The 21,340-nt window shown below is 67.9% G+C and carries 23 protein-coding genes and 1 tRNA gene; 9 read left to right on the top strand and 15 right to left on the bottom strand.

Annotation, left to right across the window (positions count from 1 at the left end):
• Nucleotides 1-139: 139 nt before the first annotated feature.
• Both ACQ7HM_RS09115 and ACQ7HM_RS09110 read right to left on the bottom strand, forming a co-directional pair.
• Nucleotides 140-817, bottom strand: a complete 678-nt coding sequence (locus tag ACQ7HM_RS09115; protein ID WP_434215944.1) for a hypothetical protein — start codon at nucleotides 815-817, stop codon at nucleotides 140-142.
• Nucleotides 814-1,665, bottom strand: coding sequence for a hypothetical protein (locus ACQ7HM_RS09110; protein WP_434215943.1), 852 nt, complete (start codon nucleotides 1,663-1,665; stop codon nucleotides 814-816). Before ACQ7HM_RS09110 ends, ACQ7HM_RS09115 begins: the two co-directional genes overlap by 4 nt.
• A 147-nt stretch (nucleotides 1,666-1,812) precedes the next feature.
• On the opposite strand from ACQ7HM_RS09110, the gene ACQ7HM_RS09105 reads away from it, so the two are divergent.
• The 5 genes from ACQ7HM_RS09105 to ACQ7HM_RS09085 are packed head-to-tail and all read left to right on the top strand — an operon-like array spanning nucleotide 1,813 to nucleotide 7,631.
• Nucleotides 1,813-2,934 (top strand): transglycosylase family protein, encoded by a 1,122-nt coding sequence (locus ACQ7HM_RS09105; protein WP_434215942.1) that lies wholly within the window; start codon nucleotides 1,813-1,815, stop codon nucleotides 2,932-2,934.
• A gap of 25 nt (nucleotides 2,935-2,959) precedes the next feature.
• Nucleotides 2,960-3,847 carry a 16S rRNA (adenine(1518)-N(6)/adenine(1519)-N(6))-dimethyltransferase RsmA gene (rsmA, locus tag ACQ7HM_RS09100; protein ID WP_434216392.1) on the top strand — a complete coding sequence of 296 codons (888 nt, stop codon included), beginning with the start codon at nucleotides 2,960-2,962 and terminating at the stop codon, nucleotides 3,845-3,847.
• A gap of 11 nt (nucleotides 3,848-3,858) precedes the next feature.
• Nucleotides 3,859-4,803 carry a 4-(cytidine 5'-diphospho)-2-C-methyl-D-erythritol kinase gene (locus ACQ7HM_RS09095; RefSeq protein WP_434215941.1) on the top strand — a complete coding sequence of 315 codons (945 nt, stop codon included), beginning with the start codon at nucleotides 3,859-3,861 and terminating at the stop codon, nucleotides 4,801-4,803.
• On the top strand, nucleotides 4,800-6,608 hold the full coding sequence (locus ACQ7HM_RS09090) for an ABC-F family ATP-binding cassette domain-containing protein (protein WP_434215940.1): 1,809 nt from the start codon (nucleotides 4,800-4,802) through the stop codon (nucleotides 6,606-6,608). Before ACQ7HM_RS09095 ends, ACQ7HM_RS09090 begins: the two co-directional genes overlap by 4 nt.
• Nucleotides 6,609-6,620: 12 nt before the next feature.
• Nucleotides 6,621-7,631, top strand: coding sequence for an enoyl-CoA hydratase/isomerase family protein (locus ACQ7HM_RS09085; RefSeq protein WP_434215939.1), 1,011 nt, complete (start codon nucleotides 6,621-6,623; stop codon nucleotides 7,629-7,631).
• 12 nt (nucleotides 7,632-7,643) lie between these two features.
• Here ACQ7HM_RS09085 and ACQ7HM_RS09080 read toward each other — a convergent pair whose 3' ends face one another.
• The 5 genes from ACQ7HM_RS09080 to ACQ7HM_RS09060 all read right to left on the bottom strand — a co-directional run bounded on the left by ACQ7HM_RS09080 (nucleotide 7,644) and on the right by ACQ7HM_RS09060 (nucleotide 12,526).
• Entirely contained in the window at nucleotides 7,644-8,348 is a 705-nt protein-coding gene (locus ACQ7HM_RS09080) for a hypothetical protein (RefSeq protein WP_434215938.1), read from the bottom strand.
• A gap of 25 nt (nucleotides 8,349-8,373) precedes the next feature.
• Nucleotides 8,374-9,993 (bottom strand): peptide chain release factor 3, encoded by a 1,620-nt coding sequence (locus tag ACQ7HM_RS09075; RefSeq protein WP_434215937.1) that lies wholly within the window; start codon nucleotides 9,991-9,993, stop codon nucleotides 8,374-8,376.
• Between the two features lie 93 nt (nucleotides 9,994-10,086).
• Nucleotides 10,087-11,103: a beta-ketoacyl-ACP synthase III gene (locus ACQ7HM_RS09070; RefSeq protein ID WP_434216391.1), complete on the bottom strand. Its 1,017-nt coding sequence runs from the start codon at nucleotides 11,101-11,103 to the stop codon at nucleotides 10,087-10,089.
• Nucleotides 11,104-11,272: 169 nt separating this feature from the next.
• Nucleotides 11,273-11,839 (bottom strand): aminoacyl-tRNA hydrolase, encoded by a 567-nt coding sequence (gene pth / locus ACQ7HM_RS09065; protein WP_434215936.1) that lies wholly within the window; start codon nucleotides 11,837-11,839, stop codon nucleotides 11,273-11,275.
• Nucleotides 11,840-12,526, bottom strand: a complete 687-nt coding sequence (locus ACQ7HM_RS09060) for a 50S ribosomal protein L25/general stress protein Ctc (RefSeq protein ID WP_434215935.1) — start codon at nucleotides 12,524-12,526, stop codon at nucleotides 11,840-11,842.
• A 325-nt stretch (nucleotides 12,527-12,851) separates the two neighbouring features.
• Between ACQ7HM_RS09060 and ACQ7HM_RS09055 the strand changes: the two genes are divergently transcribed.
• Nucleotides 12,852-13,331 carry a limonene-1,2-epoxide hydrolase family protein gene (locus tag ACQ7HM_RS09055; RefSeq protein ID WP_434215934.1) on the top strand — a complete coding sequence of 160 codons (480 nt, stop codon included), beginning with the start codon at nucleotides 12,852-12,854 and terminating at the stop codon, nucleotides 13,329-13,331.
• 25 nt (nucleotides 13,332-13,356) lie between these two features.
• Here ACQ7HM_RS09055 and arsC read toward each other — a convergent pair whose 3' ends face one another.
• From arsC to glmU, 3 genes are read right to left on the bottom strand one after another with little or no spacing between them, the layout of a single operon-like run.
• Entirely contained in the window at nucleotides 13,357-13,725 is a 369-nt protein-coding gene (gene arsC / locus ACQ7HM_RS09050) for an arsenate reductase (glutaredoxin) (protein WP_434215933.1), read from the bottom strand.
• A 5-nt stretch (nucleotides 13,726-13,730) separates the two neighbouring features.
• A complete protein-coding gene (locus ACQ7HM_RS09045; protein ID WP_434215932.1) occupies nucleotides 13,731-14,708 on the bottom strand; it encodes a ribose-phosphate diphosphokinase in 978 nt (325 codons plus the stop codon).
• Nucleotides 14,705-16,234: a bifunctional UDP-N-acetylglucosamine diphosphorylase/glucosamine-1-phosphate N-acetyltransferase GlmU gene (gene glmU, locus ACQ7HM_RS09040; protein WP_434215931.1), complete on the bottom strand. Its 1,530-nt coding sequence runs from the start codon at nucleotides 16,232-16,234 to the stop codon at nucleotides 14,705-14,707. Before glmU ends, ACQ7HM_RS09045 begins: the two co-directional genes overlap by 4 nt.
• Before the next feature lie 147 nt (nucleotides 16,235-16,381).
• On the opposite strand from glmU, the gene ACQ7HM_RS09035 reads away from it, so the two are divergent.
• Both ACQ7HM_RS09035 and ACQ7HM_RS09030 read left to right on the top strand, forming a co-directional pair.
• On the top strand, nucleotides 16,382-17,137 hold the full coding sequence (locus tag ACQ7HM_RS09035; RefSeq protein WP_434215930.1) for an SDR family oxidoreductase: 756 nt from the start codon (nucleotides 16,382-16,384) through the stop codon (nucleotides 17,135-17,137).
• 63 nt (nucleotides 17,138-17,200) lie between these two features.
• Nucleotides 17,201-17,272: transfer RNA gene (locus tag ACQ7HM_RS09030), tRNA-Gln, on the top strand.
• A 77-nt stretch (nucleotides 17,273-17,349) separates the two neighbouring features.
• On the opposite strand, the gene ACQ7HM_RS09025 is transcribed toward ACQ7HM_RS09030, so the two are convergent.
• Complete coding sequence (locus ACQ7HM_RS09025) at nucleotides 17,350-17,745, bottom strand: hypothetical protein (protein ID WP_434215929.1); 396 nt, start codon at nucleotides 17,743-17,745, stop codon at nucleotides 17,350-17,352.
• Nucleotides 17,746-17,839: 94 nt separating this feature from the next.
• Nucleotides 17,840-18,262: a nuclear transport factor 2 family protein gene (locus tag ACQ7HM_RS09020; RefSeq protein WP_434215928.1), complete on the bottom strand. Its 423-nt coding sequence runs from the start codon at nucleotides 18,260-18,262 to the stop codon at nucleotides 17,840-17,842.
• A gap of 115 nt (nucleotides 18,263-18,377) precedes the next feature.
• Here ACQ7HM_RS09020 and ACQ7HM_RS09015 point away from each other — a divergent pair, with 115 nt between their 5' ends.
• Nucleotides 18,378-19,100 carry a TetR/AcrR family transcriptional regulator gene (locus tag ACQ7HM_RS09015; RefSeq protein WP_434215927.1) on the top strand — a complete coding sequence of 241 codons (723 nt, stop codon included), beginning with the start codon at nucleotides 18,378-18,380 and terminating at the stop codon, nucleotides 19,098-19,100.
• On the opposite strand, the gene ACQ7HM_RS09010 is transcribed toward ACQ7HM_RS09015, so the two are convergent.
• The 3 genes from ACQ7HM_RS09010 to ACQ7HM_RS09000 are packed head-to-tail and all read right to left on the bottom strand — an operon-like array spanning nucleotide 19,101 to nucleotide 21,309.
• Nucleotides 19,101-19,892: a dioxygenase family protein gene (locus tag ACQ7HM_RS09010; RefSeq protein WP_434215926.1), complete on the bottom strand. Its 792-nt coding sequence runs from the start codon at nucleotides 19,890-19,892 to the stop codon at nucleotides 19,101-19,103.
• On the bottom strand, nucleotides 19,889-20,440 hold the full coding sequence (locus ACQ7HM_RS09005; protein ID WP_434215925.1) for a GNAT family N-acetyltransferase: 552 nt from the start codon (nucleotides 20,438-20,440) through the stop codon (nucleotides 19,889-19,891). Before ACQ7HM_RS09005 ends, ACQ7HM_RS09010 begins: the two co-directional genes overlap by 4 nt.
• On the bottom strand, nucleotides 20,437-21,309 hold the full coding sequence (locus ACQ7HM_RS09000; protein WP_434215924.1) for an SDR family NAD(P)-dependent oxidoreductase: 873 nt from the start codon (nucleotides 21,307-21,309) through the stop codon (nucleotides 20,437-20,439). Before ACQ7HM_RS09000 ends, ACQ7HM_RS09005 begins: the two co-directional genes overlap by 4 nt.
• Between the last annotated feature and the right edge of the window lie 31 nt (nucleotides 21,310-21,340).

The raw sequence follows: 21,340 nt of genomic DNA, 5'->3' as shown, positions 1-21,340 counted from the left end.
TTGCCAAGCGTGCTGCTCAGACCCAATAGGTCCCGAATCATCTCGCTCGCAACCTGAGCGTCAAAATTGAATTGGCCGGACGCGGGACCGCTCAGCGTTCGCCAAAGATCATTCGGATTCGGAGTTGGTGTATTCATTACTAGCTTCCCGTCGCGCGCATCTGAAACGGCGCCTTCGGTAGGTTGGAAGTCGCCGCTTTTGCAAATTCAAGGACAAGTTGACAATTTTCGGCGGTCGTACGCCCCGATCCAAATAGCGACATTTGAACGGATCCGTAAAACTGTCCCCAGGTTGCGACGCAAGCGCCTGTTGCTTCCGGCGAGCTTCTGAGCGAATAGGTAGTGACTGGGGTGGGGATGCCTGAGGCTCGAAAATCTTTTTCGATAGGCTGCACATTCTGCGCAGCCAACGTGGCAGACACGCTCTGTGCTATAAGCGTGACCCCTAAGTTGTCTGCGCTAAAGCCCGGCCCTTGAATCACGCAACTCTGCGCGAATTCAGTATTTAGTCCCGTGTTCAATGTGGGATTACGAATTGGACTAAATGAAACCTTCTCTAGTAACGGGCAGACGGCTGGAAGATGACCGTAATATGGACTTTGTGGAGGGGTCATCGTGGTTGTGTCGACGACGTCGCTCATGTCCTTTGTCGAATTGAGGTCGGCCGGTGAGTCCTTGACCACGCCAGGAGCGAGGGAAATGGATTGTACCTGGGGCTGAGAGGGTGCATCGGCGCTCGATCCGCTCGAGCATGAGGTCACCGTGAGCAGCGTGGCGGCGGCAACGGTGATCGCGGCTGTGAGTCGAATGTGCATCATGTCCTTGCGGTATCGGCGCCGGCCTGATGGCGCTGTTTGAGGGCGTTGAGACTTCGATTGATCATCTTGGCCACTTCTATGGAGGTGGCGGGCATAGCGGTGGCAGTCGGTGCGCTCGGATCGACGATCAGAAGGTACCGGCCGTCGTCGGGGATATCGTGCCAGCGCAGATCAAGGGCGTCAGGTCGCCGTCCCTCCGTGATCGAGCCGACCGCGGCGGTGATGTTTCCGCATGTACTGGGCATGCGGTGGACGAAGGCGGTCGCGGCTGAGTTCCGGTCGGCGGACGTGTCGACGATGGGGATCTCTCGATCGGCCACGATGAAGGTCGTGAGGGGTACCGCCGTGTCCGCGGGGAGTCGTCCCGCCTCCACGGTGGGCAGCAGATCGGCGAGGGAGCGAGTCCACTGGGCGAAGGGATGTGCGGTGACGGTCACCTCACCCCCGAGGTTGGGGTCCGGGAGCGCCTTCTGGGATGCGATGTAGCCGGTGTCGCCGCCGGACCATGCTGCGTACATCCGGATGTAGTGCGAACCCTCTTCGTGACTGCGTGATGCATCGAGGCCCGAGACCGCGAGCGAATACCGCGGTCGGGTGAAAGCTGACATGGCTGCCCTCTTGGACGGCGTCATGGCGGCCTCGAGCTCATACCCGATCTGCGACAGCACCTTCCGCGCGTGGTCACCGTCGTCGTATCGCTCCGGGTCGCCCGATGAGAGGCACAGCGGGAAGTCGATGCCATCGGCTGCCTTCCAGGCCAACAGAAGCTCACGCGTGCTGAGAATCCACCCGTCAGGGCGATCCGTCATAGCTGCCACCCCTCCGAAGTGCCGCGATGCCCAGAACAACAGTCAGACTGTACGTTATTTCAGTTCAGTAGCTGGTTCGAGAGACCTTGCTGAGCTCACTTTGCCAACAGTCTGGCCCGCCGTTATCCTTCTGTGATCCTGCCGAGCCTCGCCGGATACCCGACGTCCCCGACAAGAAACTGACGTGTGTCTTTTTTAGCCAAGATCAACGACTCGAACTCCACCAAGGTCCGCGTCGCCGTCGCCGCCCTGCTCCTCACCCTTCTCGCGGGTGGCGTGATGGGCGTGGTGATGCACAAGACCGTGAAGATCGACGTCGACGGCAAGATCGTCACCGTCGCCACCATGCGTTCCTCTGTCGAGGACGTCCTGGCCGATCAGGGCTACGAACCCGCCAACGGTGACCTCGTCAGCCCGAAGCCCTCGGCCGGTGTCGCCGACGGCCAGACCATCACCTTCCACCGACTCAAGACCCTCGTGATCGACGTCGACGGCGCCAAGCGTGAGGTCAAGACGAACGCGGTCACCGTCGAGCAGGCGCTCGCGCAGCAGAACCTGGCATCGCCGACGATCGACGTCGAGGCCCCGCGCACCGAGACCCTGCCCGTCGACGGTGCGGCCCTGTCGGTGACGCTGCCCAAGAAGGTCACGCTCGTCGACGCGACGAAGAAGTCGACCCCCGAGGTCGCCGCGAAGACCGTGGGTGAGCTCCTCGCCGACATGGGCGCGCCACTCGCGGGGGACGACACCGTCGTCCCCGCCGCTGACGCCCCGGTCACCGCGAACATGAAGATCGCCGTCACCCGCATCCGCACCGAGCAGGTCGAGGCCACCGAGCCGCTGACCGCTCCGGACAAGGAGACGCCCGACCCCGAGCTCGTCAAGGACAAGCGCGAGGTGAAGGTCCCCGGCAAGCCCGGCACGCAGCAGGTCACCTACTCGGTCACCACGGTGAACGGGAAGGAGACCAAGCGGGTCAAGCTCGGCTCGCAGGAGCTCGAGCAGCCCGTCGCCGCGCAGGTCAACGTCGGCACCAAGCCCGGTGCGCCGTTCGTCCCCAACGGTTCGGTGTGGGATCAGCTGGTGCAGTGCGAGTCGACCGGGAACTGGGCCATCAACACCGGCAACGGTTTCTACGGCGGCGTGCAGTTCGACCAGAACACCTGGGATCGCTGGGGTGGTCAGGAGTACGCACCGCGCGCCGACCTCGCCACCCGCGAGGAGCAGATCGCCATCGCCGAGAAGACGCTCGCCGCCCAGGGGTGGGGCGCCTGGCCGTCGTGCTCAGCCAAACTCGGGCTTCGATGATTCCCGCCTCCGGCGGGGGTCTGCGCTGAGCGACACCCCGAACGTCCCCCGGCTCCTCGGGCCGGTGCAGATCCGCGCACTCGCCGCCGAGTTCGGGATCCGTCCCACGAAGACGCTCGGCCAGAACTTCGTCCACGACGCCAACACGGTGCGACGCATCGTGGCCGGGGCCGACGTCGGCCCCGATGACGAGGTCCTCGAGGTCGGTCCCGGACTGGGGTCGCTGACATTGGCGTTGTTGGCGGTCGCGGGAGGCGTGACCGCCGTCGAGATCGACCCGGTGCTCGCCGGTGCCCTGTCCCGCACGGTCGCCGACCACGCGCCCGCCCAGGCCGACCGTCTGACCGTCGTCGGTGCCGACGCCCTGACCGTGTCGGCCGACGATCTCCCGGTGCCGCCGACCGCGCTCGTCGCGAACCTGCCCTACAACGTGGCCGTCCCGGTGCTGCTGCACCTGCTCGCCGAGCTCCCGCAGATCCGCACCGCGCTGGTGATGGTCCAGCTCGAGGTGGCCGAGCGACTCGCGGCGACGCCCGGCGGTCGTATCTACGGCGTCCCCAGCGTCAAGGCCCGGTTCTTCGGCGACGTCCGCCGCGCGGGCACCGTCGGTGCCGGCGTCTTCTGGCCGGAACCGAAGGTCGAGTCCGGACTCGTCCGGATCGACCGTCGCGAGATGCCCTGGCCGGTCGACGCGGTCTCGCGGCGTCGGGTGTTCGGCGTCATCGACGCGGCCTTCGCCCAACGGCGCAAGACCCTGCGCGCGGCGCTCGCCGGCTGGGCGGGCTCGCCTGTCGAGGCCGAGAGACGCCTCCGTGCCGCCGACATCGACCCGACACTGCGCGGTGAGCGCCTCGACGTCGCCGACTTCGTGCGCCTTGCCGCCGTGGCGGGCGACCCGTCGACGAACGACTAGGCTGAACAGTCGTGCTGTCCGTCGTCCCCCGGCCCGTTCGTGTGCGGGTACCCGCCAAGATCAACCTGCACCTCGGTGTCGGTGACCTCCGCGACGACGGCTACCACCAGCTCGAGACCGTCTTCCAGGCCGTGTCGCTCAGCGACGAGATCACCGTCGCCCCCGCCGATCGCCGGTCCATCACGGTGATCGGTGACAATGCGAACGCGGTGCCGACCGACCACACGAACCTCGCCTGGACCGCCATCGACGCACTCGCTGCCATGACCGGTCACAGCGGTGAGGTCGCCGTCGAGATCACCAAGGGCATACCGGTCGCCGGTGGCATGGCCGGCGGTAGCGCCGACGCCGCCGCGGTGCTGGTGGGCCTGACGCGGTTGTGGCGCAGCGACATCGACCGCGACGACCTGGCTTCGGTGGCCGCCGGTATCGGCAGCGACGTCCCCTTCTCGCTGCACGGTGGCACCGCTCTCGGCACCGGACGCGGCGAACATCTCGTCGGGGTGCTCTCGCGCGGATCGTTCCACTGGGTCATCGCCGTCGCCGGTGGGGGTCTGTCGACGCCGGCGGTCTACGGCGAACTCGACCACCTCCGTGCCGGGTCGGCGACCGGCGAGCACCGTGCCGGGCCGCCCGATGCACTGTTGCAGGCACTGGCCGCCGGCGACCCGCGCCGACTGGCGCCGACCCTGTGCAACGATCTGCAACCGGCCGCCCTGTCGTTGATGCCCGCGCTGCGCCGCACCCTGCGCGCGGGCACCGAGGCCGGCGCTCTGGCCGGCATCGTCTCCGGCTCGGGGCCGACGTGCGCATTCCTGTGCGACGACGCCGACCACGCGGTCGACGTCGCCGCCGAACTGTCCGGTGCCGGCGTCTGCCGCTCGGTCCGGATCGCGAGCGGTCCGGTCCCGGGAGCACGCGTGGTGCCCGAGGAAACGATCGGAGACGACCGGTGAGCAATCTGGTCAACGCGGAGAAGATCAGCAAGAGCTTCGGGATCAACCCGCTGCTCGACTCGGTGAGTCTCGGTGTGCAGGAGGGCCAACGGATCGGGGTCGTCGGCCTCAACGGTGGCGGCAAGACCACGATGCTCGAGATCCTCGCCGGCATCACCGAACCCGACTCGGGTCGTGTGTCGATCGCCGGTGGCGTGCGCATGGCGACGGTCACCCAGCGCGGCGTGTTGCCGCCGGGGTCGACCGTCGGCGACGTGGTCCTCGGGCCGCTCGATGTCGCCGAGCACGAGTGGGCGTCCGACGCGCGGGTGCGCGCGGTGCTCGCCGGCATCGGCATCGATCGCCTCGACGGCGGACTGGAACGCAGCGTCGAGGAGCTCTCCGGTGGGCAGCGTCGTCGTGTCGCGCTGGCCGCGGCACTCGTGCAGGACCTCGATCTGCTGATCCTCGACGAGCCCACCAACCACCTCGATGTCGAGGGTGTGCAATGGCTCGCCGACCACGTCGTGAACCGGCGCAGCGCGCTCGTCGTCGTCACGCACGACCGCTGGTTCCTCGACACCGTCGCCACGCGCACCTGGGAGGTCGCGCACGGATCGGTGACGGAATACGAAGGTGGATACAACGACTGGATCTACGCGCGCGCCGAGCGGGGACGCCTCGCCGACGCCGCCGAGGAACGCCGTCGCAACCTCGCCCGCAAGGAACTCGCGTGGCTGCGCCGCGGCCCGCCGGCCCGGACCTCGAAGCCGAAGTACCGCATCGAGGCCGCGGAGAAGCTGATCGCCGACGTCCCGCCCGTCCGCGACAGTGTCGCGTTGTCCACGTTCGCCAAACGGCGCCTGGGCCGTGTCGTCATCGAACTCGAGGACGCCACGCTGCGCACTCCCGACGACCGGGTTCTCGTGGAGGACCTCACCTGGCGACTGCAGCCCGGCGAGCGGATCGGTCTCGTCGGCATCAACGGTTCCGGCAAGACCACGTTGCTGCGCGCGCTGGCCGGTGAGGTGCCGGTCGACCCCGGTCGTCGCAAGGAGGGCACCACGGTGTCCATCGGCTGGTTGCGACAGGAACTCGACGACCTGCCGACGGGCATGCGCGTGCTCGAGGCGGTCGAGGACGTCGCCGGTCGTATCACCATCGGTGCGGGGACCAAGCAGGAGAAGGAGATCTCGGCGGGTCAGCTCGCCGAGCGCCTCGGCTTCTCGCCGGCCCGGCAGCGCACACCGGTCGGGGACCTCTCCGGTGGCGAGCGTCGCCGCCTGCAGCTCACCCGCGTGCTGATGGCACAGCCGAACGTCCTGCTGCTCGACGAGCCCACCAACGATCTCGACATCGACACCCTGCAGCAGCTCGAGGACATCCTCGACGGCTGGGCGGGGACGATGGTGGTGATCAGCCACGACCGGTATCTGATCGAGCGGATCTGCGACAGCACCTGGGCGCTGTTCGGCGACGGCGGACTGACCAACCTGCCCGGCGGCATCGAGTCGTACCTGCAGCGCCGCGCTCGCCAGGGTGACAGCGCCACCCCCGTCTCGTCGGTGGCCGGTCGCTCGGATTCGCCTGCCGCGGCACCGGTTCGGGATGCCGGCGCCGAACGTGACGCGCAGAAGACGATGAAGCGGCTCGAACGTCAGATCGCGAAGTTCGACGCCCGCGAGACCGAGCTGCATGGGCTGCTCGCCGCCGCGGCGACCGACGCCACGCGCCTCCGCGAACTCGACTCCGAGCTGACCTCGGTGGTCGCGGAGAAGGAGGCCGCCGAAACCGAGTGGATGGAACTCGCCGAACAGTGGGGCTAGTACGGTACGTGCATGTCCTACATTCGTAGCGCGGTCGCCAACGGGGTCGGCGAGATCGTCCTCGAACGGCCCAAAGCCCTGAATGCACTCGATCAGACCATGATCGACGACATGACCGACGTGCTGCGCCGGTGGGCCGACGATGACACCGTCGAGACCGTCCTGGTCACCTCCGGTAGCGAGCGGGCCTTCTGCGCCGGTGGTGACATCCGCGCCATCCGCGACAGCGCCCTGTCGGGTGATGCGGCCGCGATCACGAAGTACTTCGGATCGGAGTACGAGCTCGATCAGCTCATCGCCGACTATCCGAAGCCCTACATCACCCTCATCGACGGTGCTGCGATGGGCGGCGGTCTTGGCATCAGCGTGCACGGCGAGATCCGTGTCGTGACCGAGAAGGCCCTGATGGCCATGCCGGAGACCGCGATCGGGTTCTTCCCCGACATCGGCGCCACCTACTTCCTCCCGCGCCTGCCGTCGGGCATAGGAATGTGGCTCGGCCTGACCGGCGCACGCATCACCGGTTCCGACGCCGTGACCCTGGGCCTGGCAACACATTACGTTCCCCGTGAGCACCTCGGCGCGGTCGCCGACTCCATCCGGTCGGGTGCCCCGCTGGTCGAGGCGCTCGGGCTCGGTGTCGATGTCGACGCCGCCCACGACACAGACCTGCCGCTGACCAAGATCGCCGAATACTTCGGCGACAGCTCGGTTCCCGGGATCCTCGGGGGACTGCGTGGCGCGGTGGGCGACGACTGGGCCGCGGAGATGGTGAGCCTGATGTCGGCGGCGTCGCCGACCAGTCTGCTGGTGACCGCACGACTCATCGAGCTCGGCGGGTCGTCGCTGCTCGACGAGTGTTTAGAGCGCGAGCTGCGTGCCGCCGAGAAGATCTGCGCCACGCCCGATTTCGCCGAGGGTGTGCGGGCGGTGCTGGTCGACAAGGACCGCGACCCGCGCTTCAGTCCTGCCGAGGTCGACGCTGTCGACGTCGGCGAGGTCGCACGCATCGTCGGTGACTGACCCGCGACGACTCTAGCGATCGAGGACGAACCACCCCGACAACGCCGCAGCAGGCGTCGGGCTCGTGGTCGTCGGTGCGGCCGGCGGCGGTGACGGGATGACCGGGCCGGGGATGGTCGGGGTCGGCGACTCGGGCAGACGGTCCGCGGTGTCGACGGCGTCGTCCGGAGCGAACGGGTTGGCCTGCACCGACTCCGCCGACGCGCAGCGGAAGCTGCCCGCGGTACGCGCCTCGTTCACGCTCGACATCTGCACCGGACATGTCGTCGAGGCGAACACGTCACCGTCGGTGACCACCGTGACTTGGCCGGTCATCTCCGAGCGCGAGACGAGGTCGGCGAGGGACACCTCGACGATCACGCCGTCGGCGTTGCTGTCGGCGAACACGAACAGCGCGCTGTCGAGGGGCACCACGACGTCGCGATTCCCCCAGCGAGGGAACGAGAAGCACCCGTCGGTGCCGACCACCTCGGGGATGACCGGCGTCGCGATGCGCTGCACCCGTGCGCGCACCTCGCCGCGGGAGAACACCAGGCCTCCCGGCGCTCGGGTGACCGCGCCGGTGGGCGGGGCGGCGTCGCACTCGGCGTCGTCGACCCGCGCGTCCACCCGTGCCGCCGAGGTCGCCGCAGACGCGTCCGGCCGATCACCCGCCGTGATGCCCGACGTCTGCGCGCCGCAGGCGACGACGCCGATCAGGGTCGCCGTCACGGCCATCGACCCGAATATCGGTGCGGTGCGCTCAGTCCGCCGTGGCGACAAGGGGTTCCAACGTGAGTGTCGGATGCTCTTTCTCGATGTACTGCAGACGCCACTTGTCGCTGACCAGGGCGAGCATCACCCCGTCGCTGCGGGTGAACACCTCGACACCGCGCTGACGGCCGAGGTCGGCGGCGCTGTCGGCGTCGGTGCGGCGAGCCAGCGTGTAGGGGAGGTTCTGGATGGAGGTGTCGACCCCGAACTCGCTCTTCATCCGCGCGGTCACGACCTCGAACTGCATGGGCCCGACCGCGGCGAGCACAGGTGAGGCGTCACCACGGATCTCGTTGCGCAGAACCTGCACCACGCCTTCGGAATCGAGTTGGTCCATGGCCTTGCGGAACTGCTTGTACTTGCCCGCGCTCTCGGCGCGCAGCACCGCGAAGTGCTCGGGCGCGAACGACGGGATGGGCGGGAACTCGACGGCCTCGTCGGTGTAGAGGGTGTCGCCGGGGGCGAGCGCCATGGCGTTGACCAGTCCGACGACGTCGCCCGGGTAGGCGGTGTCGACCGTGGACCGGTCACGACCGAAGACGGCCTGCGCGTACTTGGTGGCGAACGGCTTTCCCGTCTGAGCATGGGTGACGACCATGCCGCGTTCGAACTCGCCGGAGACGATCCGCATGTACGCCAGGCGATCTCGATGCGACGAGTCCATCCCGGCCTGCACCTTGAACACGACCGCGCTGAACGGGTCGGTGACCTCGCGGTCGTGGTGGTCGACGCCCTCGCGTCGCGCGGGCGGCGGGGCGAGCTCGACGAGTGCCTCGAGCAGCTGACGGACACCGAAATTCAGTGCGGCGGAGGCGAAGATCATCGGCGAGGTCTCCCCGGCGAGGAACAGCTCCTCGTCGTGGTCCTGGCCCATCTCCGAGAGCAGGTCGCTCTCCTCGACCGCCGCGGTCCACTCGTCGCCCTCGCGTGCGGCGGCGGCATCGGCGCTGAGCAGTTCCTCGGGGGCGATGGTGGCGCCACCGGCGGTGCGGGTGAAGCGGATGTACTCACCCGTGCGTCGATCGAGGACGCCGCGGAAGTCGCCGGCGATCCCGACCGGGAAGTACAGCGGGGTGGGGGTGAGGCCGATGCGCTCGCTGATCTCGTCGATGAGTTCGAGCGGTGTACGACCGGGGCGGTCCCACTTGTTGACGACGGTGATGACGGGGACCCCGCGGTGGCGGCAGACCTGGAAGAGCTTGAGCGTCTGCGGTTCCAGGCCTTTCGCCGCGTCGATGAGCATGACCGCGGCGTCGACGGCGGTGAGGACCCGGTAGGTGTCCTCGGAGAAGTCGGCGTGGCCGGGGGTGTCGACGAGGTTGATCACCGCGACCTCGGTGTCGCCGGTGTCGCGATCGGAGATGGTGTAGTTGAACTGCAGCGCAGTCGAACTGACCGAGATGCCGCGCGCCTTCTCCATCTCCATCCAGTCCGAGACCGTGGACCTGCGCCCGGCCTTGCCGTGGATGGCGCCTGCCTCGCTGATCATCCGGGCGTGCAACGCCAGCGCCTCGGTCATCGTGGATTTGCCCGCGTCGGGGTGGGAGATGATGGCGAAGGTACGCCGACGCGCGACCTCTCGGGCAACGGTGTCGGGACTGGCACTCACCGGGGCCAGGTTACGCGACGCCGCTGGTCAGGCGAAAATCGCACATCCGTAGCAGCCCGTGTCGGTCAGCGACACAGACTGCTACCGATGGCGTCAGAGGCTGGTGATCTGCGGGGCCGGGGGAAGGGTGACGACCTGGCCGGCGTAGGTGAGGCCCGAGCCGAAGCCGAGGAGCAGCGCGGTCTGGCCGCCCTTCGCCTTGCCGGTCGCGAGCATCTCCTCCATGGCGAGCGGGATCGAGGCCGCTGAGGTGTTGCCGGTGTTCTCGATGTCGTTGGCCATCGCGACGTGGTCACCGAAGCCCAGGTTCTTCTTCATCAACTCGTTGATGCGGGCGTTGGCCTGGTGGGGAACGAACACCTCGATGTCGTCGACGGAGACACCCGCATCGGTGAGCGTCGACGCCAACGCCTTGGGCAGGGTGATCGCGGCCCAGCGGAACACCCGGGGACCCTGCATGGTGACGACCATGCGGTTGACCGGGTTCGTCTCGGGATCGAGCGCCTGATGCTCCTCGGCGCGGTCCATGTACTCGATGATGTCGTAGCTCTGGCCGATGGCCTCGGCGTTCTCGCCGTCGCTGCCCCACACGGTCGGGGAGATGCCGTTCTCCTCACTCGGTCCGACGACGACCGCGCCGGCGCCGTCGCCGAAGATGAAGGCGGTGTTGCGATCGGTGGGATCGAGCACGATCGACAGGGTCTCGACGCAGATCAGCAGGACGTACTCGCTCGATCCGGCGCGCACCATGTCGGCCGCCATGCCCAGCCCGTAGCCGAAACCGCTGCAGCCCGAGGCGAGGTCGACCGCCGCCACGCCGTTGATACCGAGGTCGTAGGCGATCTGTGGGGCGCCGTGCGGGATCTTCGTCTTCCAGCTCAGCGTCGCCAACAGCACGGCGCCGATCTTCTCCTTGGGGATGCCGGAGTTGGCGATCGCGCGCTCACCGGCCGCCACGGCCATCGACCGGGCCGTCTCGTCGCCGCTGATGTAGCGACGGTTGCGGATCCCGCTGCGTTCGAAGATCCACTCGTCGGACGAGTCGAGGGTCTCGCAGACCTCGTCGTTGCTCACCAGGCGGGTGGGGCGGTAGGCACCGATGCCCAGCATGGCGACGTTCTCGCGGCCCTTGTTGGCCTTGATGGCGGTCACGGTGATCTCCTCGTGTCGTTGGCGCGGTTCATGATCGGCGAACATCTTCGCGGATGCACACGTCTGTCGGTGGAGTGACGCGCACATGTGGTGGGCGGGAGCAGTCGAACGGGCGGCGCGTTGTGATTCACCACGCGTGGACGGTGTTCTGCGCGTCCTCGAGCGTGGAGGTGATGAGCAGTTCGATCGCGTCGACACCGTTGCCGATCATGAGATCGACGTCGGTGCGTTGCGCGCTCGCGAACGGTTTCAGCACGAAGTCGGCCGGGTCCTGGCGACCGGGGGGACGACCGATTCCCAGTCGCACCCGCAGGTAGTCGCGGGTTCCCAACGCCGACGAGATCGATCGGAGCCCGTTGTGGCCGCCCTCACCACCGCCGCGTTTGAGTCGCACCAGACCGAAGTCGATGTCGAGTTCGTCGTGGGCGACGATGACGTCGGTCGGGTCGACCGAGAAGAACGACGCCAGCGGACCGACCTGGCGTCCGGTCTCGTTCATGAACACCCGCGGGCGTGCGACGAGAACCGACGATCCGGCCACCGACACCGTGGCGATGTCGGCGCCGGATCGTTTGTGGAGCTTGAAGCGCTCGCCGGCCCCGGCGACCATCGCGTCGACGACCATCGCACCGATGTTGTGGCGCGTGGTCGCGTAGCGAGGTCCCGGGTTGCCGGGGCCGACGACGAGACGCACTCAGTCGTCGGAGGAGTCGCCCTCGGACGCGGACTCGTCGCCCTCGCCCTCGGCGGATGCCTCGTCGCCCTCGGACTCGCCCTCGCCCTCGGCGTCGGGCAGCAGATCCTGGTCGAGCTCGGCCTCGAGGTCCTCCTCGGTCGGCGCCTCGTTGACGGCGACGACGAGGATCTCCGGATCGGTGATGAGGGTGACGCCGTCGGGCAGCTCGAGGTCGGCGGCAGTGACGGTGAGGCCGATCGCGGCCTCCTCGACCGAGACGACGATCTGCTCGGGGATGGCCATGACGTCGGCCTCGATCTCGACGGTGTTGAGGTCCTGGATGACCAGGGTGCCCGGCTGCGGGTCGCCCTCGACGACCACGTTGACCTCGACGGTGACCTTCTCGCCACGCTTGATCACGAGGAGGTCGGCGTGCTCGATGTAGTTGCGCACGGGGTGCACATCGACCTGCTTGGTCAGTGCGAGCTGCTTGGTGCCCTCGATGTCGAGCTCGATGACGGCGTTGGTGCCGTTGTTACGCAGGATGGCCGCGAACTCCAGCGAGGGGAGTGCGAGGTGTTGCGGGTCGGTGCCACGGCCGTAGAGCACCGCGGGGACGTTGCCGGCGCGACGCGCGCGACGGGCCGCACCCTTGCCGCGCTCGGTACGCGTGGTGACGGTCAACGGGTTAGCCTGGGTGGCCATGAGATCTCCTGGATGTGGGTTTCGGGTCGGTCGCGGCACTCGGCGGCGGGCATCGACATCCACATCAGGTGTAGAGGCGTTGGTCCTCGCCGATAACGGTGGACGCTCGCGCGCTCACCCTCGCCGGACAACGACGGCAACGATAGCGCAGCGCCGAGCGCCGTGTCACATCCGTGAGCTGGTGCTCGGCGACGTTTTCACGGGTTCGTCTCAGGCAGTGTTCGCCGTCCCGTCATGTCGAGTTGGCGTCGGTGTCGCGCGTCACGCGGATCATGGGTCCTCCGTACCGCACCCGCATCACCCGCCGCACCGAGGAGGCCGCACCGTGAGCGTCTCCGCACACCACTGCCTCCTGTGGTCGGCCGAGGACGTCGCCGTCCGATTCCTGGAGTCGCTGGCGGTCGGTGACGCCGAGATCGCCGAACATCTCCTCGCCCCCGAGGTCGACTACCGGTGCGGCGTCCTGTGGTCGCGACACGGACGAACCGACGTCACGCGGATGCTGAACAGGATGGTCGGGGCGTCACGCGGTTTCGATGTCGCCATCGCCTCGATCGATCTCGAACCCGGCAGCAATACGGGGGACGGGGGCGCGATAGACGTGGTGCGGACGGTGCGGACCGATCACGTGGTCTTCGGTCGGGTGCGCGTACAGCTGTCCGTACGGGGACGAGCGGAGATCCGCGCGGGCAAGATCATCGCCTGGCATGACGATTTCGACCGGTGGCATCTCTCGACGGCGATGCTCCGTGGCATCTGTGGGGCAGTGGTCCCGTCGATGCGTCCCCACCTGCCGCCGCACTGACGATCTGCGGACCGGCGCGTGCCGGTCAGAGGATCTCGTCGAGCCGATCGAGCGGCCGGGCGAGACGGGTTCCGCGAACGGTCACCACGAAGGGCCGCTCGATGAGCCGAGGATTCGCGACCATCGCGTCGAGCAGTTCGTCGTCGGTGGCGTCGGCCAGCCCCAGCTCGGCGAACAGCGGTTCACGCCGACGGACAGCCTGTGACGGAGTTATCCCGGCGTCGGCGATCAGGGTCGACAGCTGTGCACGCGACGGGGGCGTGTCGAGGTAGCGCACGATCTCCGGCTCGACACCCGCCTCGCGCAGCTTCTCGAGGGCTTTGCGCGAGGTCGTGCACTTCGGGTTGTGATAGATCGTGGCCCCGTGTGTGTCCGGGCCGCCGTCGGAACCCATCGTGATCAGGCGTGACCGTCGAACAAGCTTGTCACCGAACCGTTCTCGAAGACCTGCTGGATCGTCTGGGCGAGCAGCGGGGCGATCGAGAGCACGGTGAGGGTGTCGAACTGCTTGTCCGGGGTGATCGGCAGGGTGTCGGTCGCGATGACCTCGCGAGCGCCGCACGAGGCGAGACGCTCGGCGGCCGGGTGCGAGAACACGCCGTGCGTGGTGGCGATGATGACGTCACCTGCGCCCGCGTCCTTGAGCACGCGCACCGCGCCGGCGATGGTGCCGCCGGTGTCGATCATGTCGTCGATGAGGACACAGAGGCGACCCTCGACGTCACCGACCACACGGTTGGACTTGACCTGGTTGGGCACCAACGGATCTCGCGTCTTGTGGATGAACGCGAGCGGTGCGCCGTTGAACGAGTCGGCCCACTTCTCGGCGACGCGCACACGACCGGAGTCGGGCGACACGATGGTCACGTTGTCGGTGCCGTACTTGGTCCGCACGTACTCGGCGAGCTGGCCCTGGGCGTGCATGTGATCGACCGGGCCGTCGAAGAAGCCCTGGATCTGATCGGTGTGCAGGTCGACGGTGATGATGCGGTCGGCGCCGGCGGTCTTGAGCAGGTCGGCGACGAGGCGGGCCGAGATGGGCTCGCGTCCCCGGTGCTTCTTGTCCTGGCGGGCGTAGGGGTAGAACGGCAGGATCGCGGTGATGCGCTTGGCCGATCCGCGCTTGAGCGCGTCGATCATGATGAGTTGCTCCATCAGCCACGTGTTCAGCGGAGCGGGGTGGCTCTGCAACACGAACGCGTCGGAGCCACGGACCGAGTCCTCGAAGCGGACGAAGATCTCGCCGTTGGCGAAGTCGCGCGCGGTCTGCGGGGTGACCTCGACGCCGAGTTCCTTGGCGACGGCCTCGGCGAGTTCCGGGTGGGCGCGACCGGAGAACAGCATGAGGTTCTTCTGATTGTCCGTGGTCCAGTTCACTGCTCGTCCATCTCTGTCGATTTCGCCGGATCGGCCTGGTCGCCGGTGGTGCCGACGGCTTCCGACGCACGGCGGGCTGCGTGCGCGGACGGGGTGTCGGGGCGCTTGTCGGCGACCCACCCCTCGATGTTGCGTTGACGTCCACCCGAGACCGCCAGCGCACCCGGGGGGACATCTTGCCTGAGCACGGTACCGGCACCGGTGTACGCGCCGTCACCCACGGTCACCGGCGCGACGAACATGTTGTCCGAGCCGGTGCGGCAGTACGAACCGACGGTCGTCCTGCTCTTGGAGACGCCGTCGTAGTTCACGAACACGCTCGAGGCGCCGATGTTGCTGTGCTCGCCGATGGTGGCGTCGCCGACGTAGGTCAGGTGCGGCACCTTCGACCCCTCGCCGATCGTGGCGTTCTTCGTCTCGACGAAGGTCCCGATCTTGCCGTCGGCGCCCAGGTGTGTGCCGGGGCGCAGGTAGGCGAACGGGCCGACCTGCGCGCCCGCCCCGATCACCGAGTCGCTGCCGTGGGTCCGCACGACCGTCGCGCCCTCGCCGATCTCGACGTCGGTGAGGGTGGTGTCGGGTCCGACGACGGCGTGTTCGCCGACCACGGTGTGACCGTGAAGTTGCGTTCCGGGCAGCAGCGACGCGTCGGCCTCCACCCGGACCTCGATGTCGACCCACGTCGTGGAGGGGTCGACCACGGTCACGCCGCCGAGCATGAGATCGACGAGGATCCGTCGGTTCAGTTCGGCGCCGAGCACGCTGAGCTGCAGCCGGTCGTTGCAGCCGGCGACGAGGGCGGCGTCGTCGATGTGGTTGGCGTGCACCGTCTTCCCCATGCTGCGGGCGACGGCGACGACGTCGGTCAGGTAGACCTCGTTCTGCGCGTTCTGTGTTCCCAGCCGGCCCAGGGCCGCACGCAACGTCGCCGAGTCGAAGGCGTAGACACCGGAGTTCACCTCGGTGATGAGCTTCTGCTGCGGGGTCGCGTCGGCCTGTTCGACGATCTCGGTGACCTCGCCGTCCTGCGTGCGCAACACGCGGCCGTAGCCCGTCGGGTCGGGGGCGGTCGAGGTCATGAGCGTCACGTGGGAGCCGGTCGCGACGTGGTGATCGCGCAGTTCGCGCAGCGCGGCGCCGGTGAGCAGGGGGACGTCGGCGGCGGTGACGACGACGATGCCGTCGAAGTCGTCGGGCAGTCCGGTCAGGCCGGCGCGCACCGCGCCACCCGTGCCGTCCTGTGTCTCCTGCACCGCGGTCGAGATCGGCCGGCCGATCGTGGCGGAGACCTCTGCGCACGCGGCGGTGACCCGTTCGCGCTCGTGGCCGACCACGGCGACGAGGTGGTCGGGATCGAGACCGGCGGCGGCGTGGATCGAATGGGCGAGGAGGGTGCGTCCACAGATGCGGTGGAGCACCTTCGGCACCGACGATTTCATCCGGGTGCCCGCGCCTGCGGCGAGGATGAGGACAGCGGTCGGAACCGACTGATCCGACGATCCGAGATCGGTGGTCAGGGCGGTCATGTAACTCCTGTTTTCACTGCCTCTTCGATGATGGAACGGTGCGATCCTACGCACTGGTAGAACATACGAAGGCCACAGGAGTCCGTGACCGTCGGAGAACCGGACGGCGCCGGCTCCGCGTCGGGGCGACCCGGGGAAGAGGTAACGGTGAGCGATCGTCGGACAGCAATAGTCACAGGTGCAGGACGTGGGATCGGAGCCGCGGTCGCGATCCGGCTGGCCCAGGACGGTATGGCCGTCGCCGTGCTCGACCTCGACGAGGACTCGTGCGCTGACACCGTGTCGGCGATCACCGACGCCGGCGGGACGGCCCTCGCGGTCGGCGCCGACGTGTCCGACGAGGCGTCGGTCACCGCCGCGGTCGACAAGGTCGCCGCCGAGCTCGGCGCGCCGACCGTATTGGTCAACAACGCCGGCATCCTGCGCGACAACCTGCTGTTCAAGATGTCGGTCGACGACTGGGACGCCGTGCTCGGCGTGCACCTGCGGGGCGCCTTCCTCATGACCCGCGCTGTGCAGAAGCACATGGTCGACGCCGGATTCGGTCGCGTGGTCAACCTCTCGAGCACCTCGGCGCTCGGCAACCGCGGCCAGGCCAACTACTCGGCGGCCAAGGCGGGCATGCAGGGCTTCACCAAGACGCTGGCCATCGAGCTCGGCAAGTTCGGTGTCACCGCCAACGCCATCGCACCCGGTTTCATCCAGACCGACATGACCAAGGCCACTGCCGAGCGTGTCGGGATGGAGTGGGAGGACTTCGTGAAGGCCAACGCCGAGGCAATCCCGGTCAAGCGCGGCGGCGTCCCCGAGGACATCGCCCACACCGCCTCGTTCTTCGCGAGCGAGGGTGCCGGGTTCGTCTCCGGTCAGGTCATCTACGTCGCGGGCGGTCCTCGCGACTGACCTGCCCGACCCGTCGGTGACGCCGGGTCATGGCACAATCTTGACGGCGTCGGACGACGCCGGTCCCCCATGGTGTAATCGGCAACACTTCTGATTTTGGTTCAGGCATTCCAGGTTCGAGTCCTGGTGGGGGAGCTTCCTGACGTGAACGCCTCACAGAGCTCGATGAGCCCACCGTGGTCACGATTCCGGGCGCTGATGTCTCTGGTGCGTCAGTTGTCGAGCGGGAAAACGTTGTTGAGGGGATTCGGATCGTAGCTCGCGGTGCCGTCGAGTCCGGATCCCTGCACGTACAGGAAGAAGTTGGACGAATACGACGGTCTCGTGCAGTCGGCGAACTCGACGGTGACCGACTGTCCCGGGTTCACCGGTCCGAGATTCTTGCGGTAGCCCTTCGCCATGAGATCCAGTGGCAGCAGTTGCACCTGCACGATGTCGGGACCGTTGTTGGTGACGCCGAGCCTGCAGGCCAGCCCGGGCTCGGCGGGCAGGCGGTAGACGGCCAGGTCGGCAATCGGGGCCGTGGCGGCGGACGACGTGGCGGCTCCGAAGGTGATCGCGGTCATGGCCGTGGCGAGGGTGACCAACCCGGTGACGAGATTCTTCACGGGTTCTCCGATGTGTGGTGGGTCGATCCGTCGACCTGATGGAACGGAACCGTACCAAACATTCGTTCGTGTGGCGAACTTATCGGGGGTGGTGTCACACGGCGTGCATGAAACTCTTCTGTTCGCGACGACCGGTGAAGCGCCACGCGTCGTCGATGCGGGCGAAGGTGTCGTGATACCAGACCCCGACGAGAAGCATCTGCTGCTTCTCGCCTCCGGCGATGACCATGGGGTTGAAGCACATCGTCGTCGCCGAGGCGGTGTCGCCGTCGACGGTGATCGAGTGGTTGCCCGTGAGGTGTTGGTAGTCGGAGAACAGCGCGAGGTTCTCGCGGAGCCAGTCGACGACCTGTGCCGTCGTACCCACGGTCCCGCCCACGGCGGAGTAGTCGATGACGGCGTCAGGGGTGAACAGGTCGTGCAACCGGTCGAAGTCGCGGGTGTCGACCGCCGTCGCGTAGTCGGTGATGAGCGCGGTGATCTCGAGCCGATCGGAGATCGCGAGCAGGTCCATCATGGCGTCAAAAGTAGCGGGGTCGACCCGTCGGGGAGGGTGGGATGGGAAGATCGCCACACGATGCAACGACGCGTGATCGCCCAGCCGGTCGCGCACCGGATCCGGGGGTGAACAGATGGCGGTCGACCGACCGGCCGATGCCGGCAGAGAGGTCCGCGCCGCGCCGCGCACCCGGATGACCGGCCCGCAACGACGCCTGCAGCTCATCGAGGTGGCGCGTGGACTGTTCGCCGAACGCGGCTTCGAGGGAACGTCGGTCGAGGAGATCGCGCAGCGCGCCGCGGTGTCGAAACCCGTTGTCTACGAACATTTCGGCGGCAAGGAAGGGCTGTACGCGGTCATCGTCGACCGGGAGATGGAGACGCTGCTGGAGATGGTGACGCTCTCGCTCACCACCAACCGTTCGCGTCAGCGGGTCGAAAGCGTCGCCCTGGCCCTGCTGACCTACATGGAGGACCGCACCGACGGCTTCCGGATCCTGGTGCACGGCAGCCACGGCGGTGGCCCCGACGCGAAGTACTCGAGCCTGCTCAACGACGCCATCAGCCAGGTCGAACACATCCTGGCCGGCGATTTCGAGCGCCGTGGGTTCGACGCGGGTCTCGCCCCGCTCTACGCCCAGGCCCTGGTCGGCATGGTCTCGGTGACCGCCCAGTGGTGGCTCGACGTCCGAGAACCCGCGAAGGAGGTCGTCGCGGCCCACCTCGTGAACCTCTGCTGGAACGGGTTGACCAACCTCGAGATCTCACCGGAACTCGCCGACGCCGCAACCGGACCGGACGCGACCGGCGGCGACATCGCTCCCGAGAACCCGGTGGTCGACGTCGTCGAGGACTGATCAGTCCAGCGACACACTGCGTTTGGACAATCCCATCCAGAACCCGTCGATGACCTGATCGGGGATCTGGCCGGGATCATCGCTCGCCCCGAGCGTCACGAACAGCGGCGCGAAGTGCTCGATCGTGGGGTGCGCGTACGGCATGCCGGGTGCGCGGTTGCGGAAGTCGACGAGCCCGTCGACGTCGCCCGTCGCGAAACGCTCGGCGGTCCACGCGTCGAACTCCTGCGACCACCCGGGGGCAACGGCGTCGGGACGCGGGTCGGTGAGGAACGGCAGGCCGTGGGTGGTGAACCCCGATCCGAGGATCAACACCCCCTCGTCGCGGAGTTCCCGCAGCCGACGGCCGAGTCCGATGAGCGCCGTGGGGTCGAGGGTGGGCAGAGAGATCTGCACCACCGGGATGTCGGCCTCGGGGTACATCACCGTCAGCGGGATGAACGCACCGTGATCGAGACGGCGTTGCGCATCGTGATGGACGGCCATCGGGTCGGGCATCATCGCCGCGACGCGCGCGGCGAGATCGGTCGCGCCGGGTGGGGCGTAGGTGATGTCGTAGAACCGCTGCTCGAAACCCCAGAAGTCGTAGGTCAGGGGCGTCCGGGGATCGGTCGAGCCGATCGTGAGAGGCGCGGACTCCCAGTGTGCCGACACCACCAGGATGGCGGTGGGCCGCGGCAACGACCCTGCGAGGGTGGCCAACTCGCCGACCCAGCGCTCGTCGTCGAGCAACGGCGGGGCGCCGTGGCTGATGAACAGTGCCGGGGTGCGGACAGGGCTCGCGGTACTCATGAGGAGGTAAACGGACCAGAGTCCGATTCTGTTCCCGGGACGACGTACTGCAGCACCGCGCAGTCGATCCAACGACCGTGCTTGTGTCCGATGCTCTGCAGGACACCGGTCTGCACGAAGCCGAAACGTCGGTGCAGGCGGATCGAGACGTCGGAGGAGATGATCGAGATCACCGCCACCACCCGGCGCACCGACGAGGGATCGAGGTCGGTGAGCAGCGCCTCCAGCAACGTCGAGCCCAGGCGGCGACCTGTCGCGTCGGGACGCAGGTAGATGGAGTCCTCGCTGGTCCAGTCGTAGGCCTGCTTGGTGCGGAACTCCCCGAGGTAGGCGTAGCCGAGCACGGTGTCGGCGCCGGTGTCGTCGGATTCGACGGCGACGATGAACGGCCGCCCTCTCGCGGTGATCGCGGCGACGCGTCCCTCCCAGTCGTCGATCGTGGGCGATTCGTAGTCGAACGTGATGACCGAGTTCTCGACGTAGTGGCGGTAGATCTCGGCGATCTGCGGGCAGTCGGCCGCGCGTGCGGTCCGCACCGTGACGGTCATGCCGGCAACTCCGATCCGGTCAGTGCCGCGGCGGTCTCCCAGAATCGTTCGGCCAGAACGGGATCGGCGGCCGGTGTCGACCGCCCGACCAGTGTGGGTGCCCCGCGCATCCCGAGGAACCCGTCGGGTCCGACGAAGCTCCCCGACGGGATGGGCATGGCTGCGGCGTAGAGGCTGCACGCCGCGCCGTCCTGCGCCGTGTTGGCGATCGTGTTGCCCAGCCAGGTCACGACCGAGTCGAGGGCCGCGACACGGGTCACCCCGGTCATCTCGGTGGCCGCCCAACCCGGGTGCGCCAACGCGGTGGTCACCTCCGACCGCGCCGTGCGGAGTCGACGGTCGAGGGCCAACATCCACAGGGCCTGGGCCAACTTCGACTGTGCGTAGGCCCGGGCGCCGGAGAACGGGCGCCGCTCGAAGTGCAGATCGGCGAAGTCGACGCGGCCGGCGTGGTGGACGGTGGAGTTGATGGCGACGATGCGTCCGCGGATCCGATCGGCGAGCAGGTTGGTCAGGACGAACGGTCCGAGGACGTTCGTCGCGAGCGCCGCCTCGAAACCGTCGGCGGTCTCGACCCGCGCAGTGGGCAACACCCCGGCGTTGTGGACGAGGATGTCGATCTCGCCGGTCGAATCGGCGAACCGCTCGATCGAGTCGCGATCGGTCAGGTCCAGGATGGCTGCCCGGCTCGGTCCCCCGAGTGACCGTGCAACGGCATCGGCGGCGTCGTGATCACGCCCGGTGACGATCACGGTGGCGCCGGCGGCGGCCGCTCCGCGGGCGGTGGCGGTCCCGAGCCCGCGGGTCGCCCCGGTGACGACCACCGTGACCCCGTCGAGGCGGGGAAGACGTGCGGCGGTCCAGGTCATGGCGTCACGATACGACGCGCCGCACCCCGCG

The sequence above is a fragment of the Williamsia sp. MIQD14 genome, assembly GCF_051025635.1.
GTDB lineage: Bacteria > Actinomycetota > Actinomycetes > Mycobacteriales > Mycobacteriaceae > Williamsia_A.
This window is presented reverse-complemented; position numbering and strand designations above follow the sequence as displayed.

Coding starts and splice junctions, on each gene's coding strand:
- ACQ7HM_RS09115 (WP_434215944.1), bottom strand. CDS start 817: ATGATGCACATTCGACTCACAGCCGCGATCACCGTTGCCGCCGCCACG.
- ACQ7HM_RS09085 (WP_434215939.1), top strand. CDS start 6,621: ATGTCCTACATTCGTAGCGCGGTCGCCAACGGGGTCGGCGAGATCGTC.
- ACQ7HM_RS09080 (WP_434215938.1), bottom strand. CDS start 8,348: ATGGCCGTGACGGCGACCCTGATCGGCGTCGTCGCCTGCGGCGCGCAG.
- ACQ7HM_RS09070 (WP_434216391.1), bottom strand. CDS start 11,103: ATGCTGGGCATCGGTGCCTACCGCCCCACCCGCCTGGTGAGCAACGAC.
- ACQ7HM_RS09060 (WP_434215935.1), bottom strand. CDS start 12,526: ATGGCCACCCAGGCTAACCCGTTGACCGTCACCACGCGTACCGAGCGC.
- arsC (WP_434215933.1), bottom strand. CDS start 13,725: ATGGGTTCCGACGGCGGCCCGGACACACACGGGGCCACGATCTATCAC.
- glmU (WP_434215931.1), bottom strand. CDS start 16,234: ATGACCGCCCTGACCACCGATCTCGGATCGTCGGATCAGTCGGTTCCG.
- ACQ7HM_RS09020 (WP_434215928.1), bottom strand. CDS start 18,262: ATGATGGACCTGCTCGCGATCTCCGATCGGCTCGAGATCACCGCGCTC.
- ACQ7HM_RS09015 (WP_434215927.1), top strand. CDS start 18,378: ATGGCGGTCGACCGACCGGCCGATGCCGGCAGAGAGGTCCGCGCCGCG.
- ACQ7HM_RS09010 (WP_434215926.1), bottom strand. CDS start 19,892: ATGAGTACCGCGAGCCCTGTCCGCACCCCGGCACTGTTCATCAGCCAC.
- ACQ7HM_RS09005 (WP_434215925.1), bottom strand. CDS start 20,440: ATGACCGTCACGGTGCGGACCGCACGCGCGGCCGACTGCCCGCAGATC.
- ACQ7HM_RS09000 (WP_434215924.1), bottom strand. CDS start 21,309: ATGACCTGGACCGCCGCACGTCTTCCCCGCCTCGACGGGGTCACGGTG.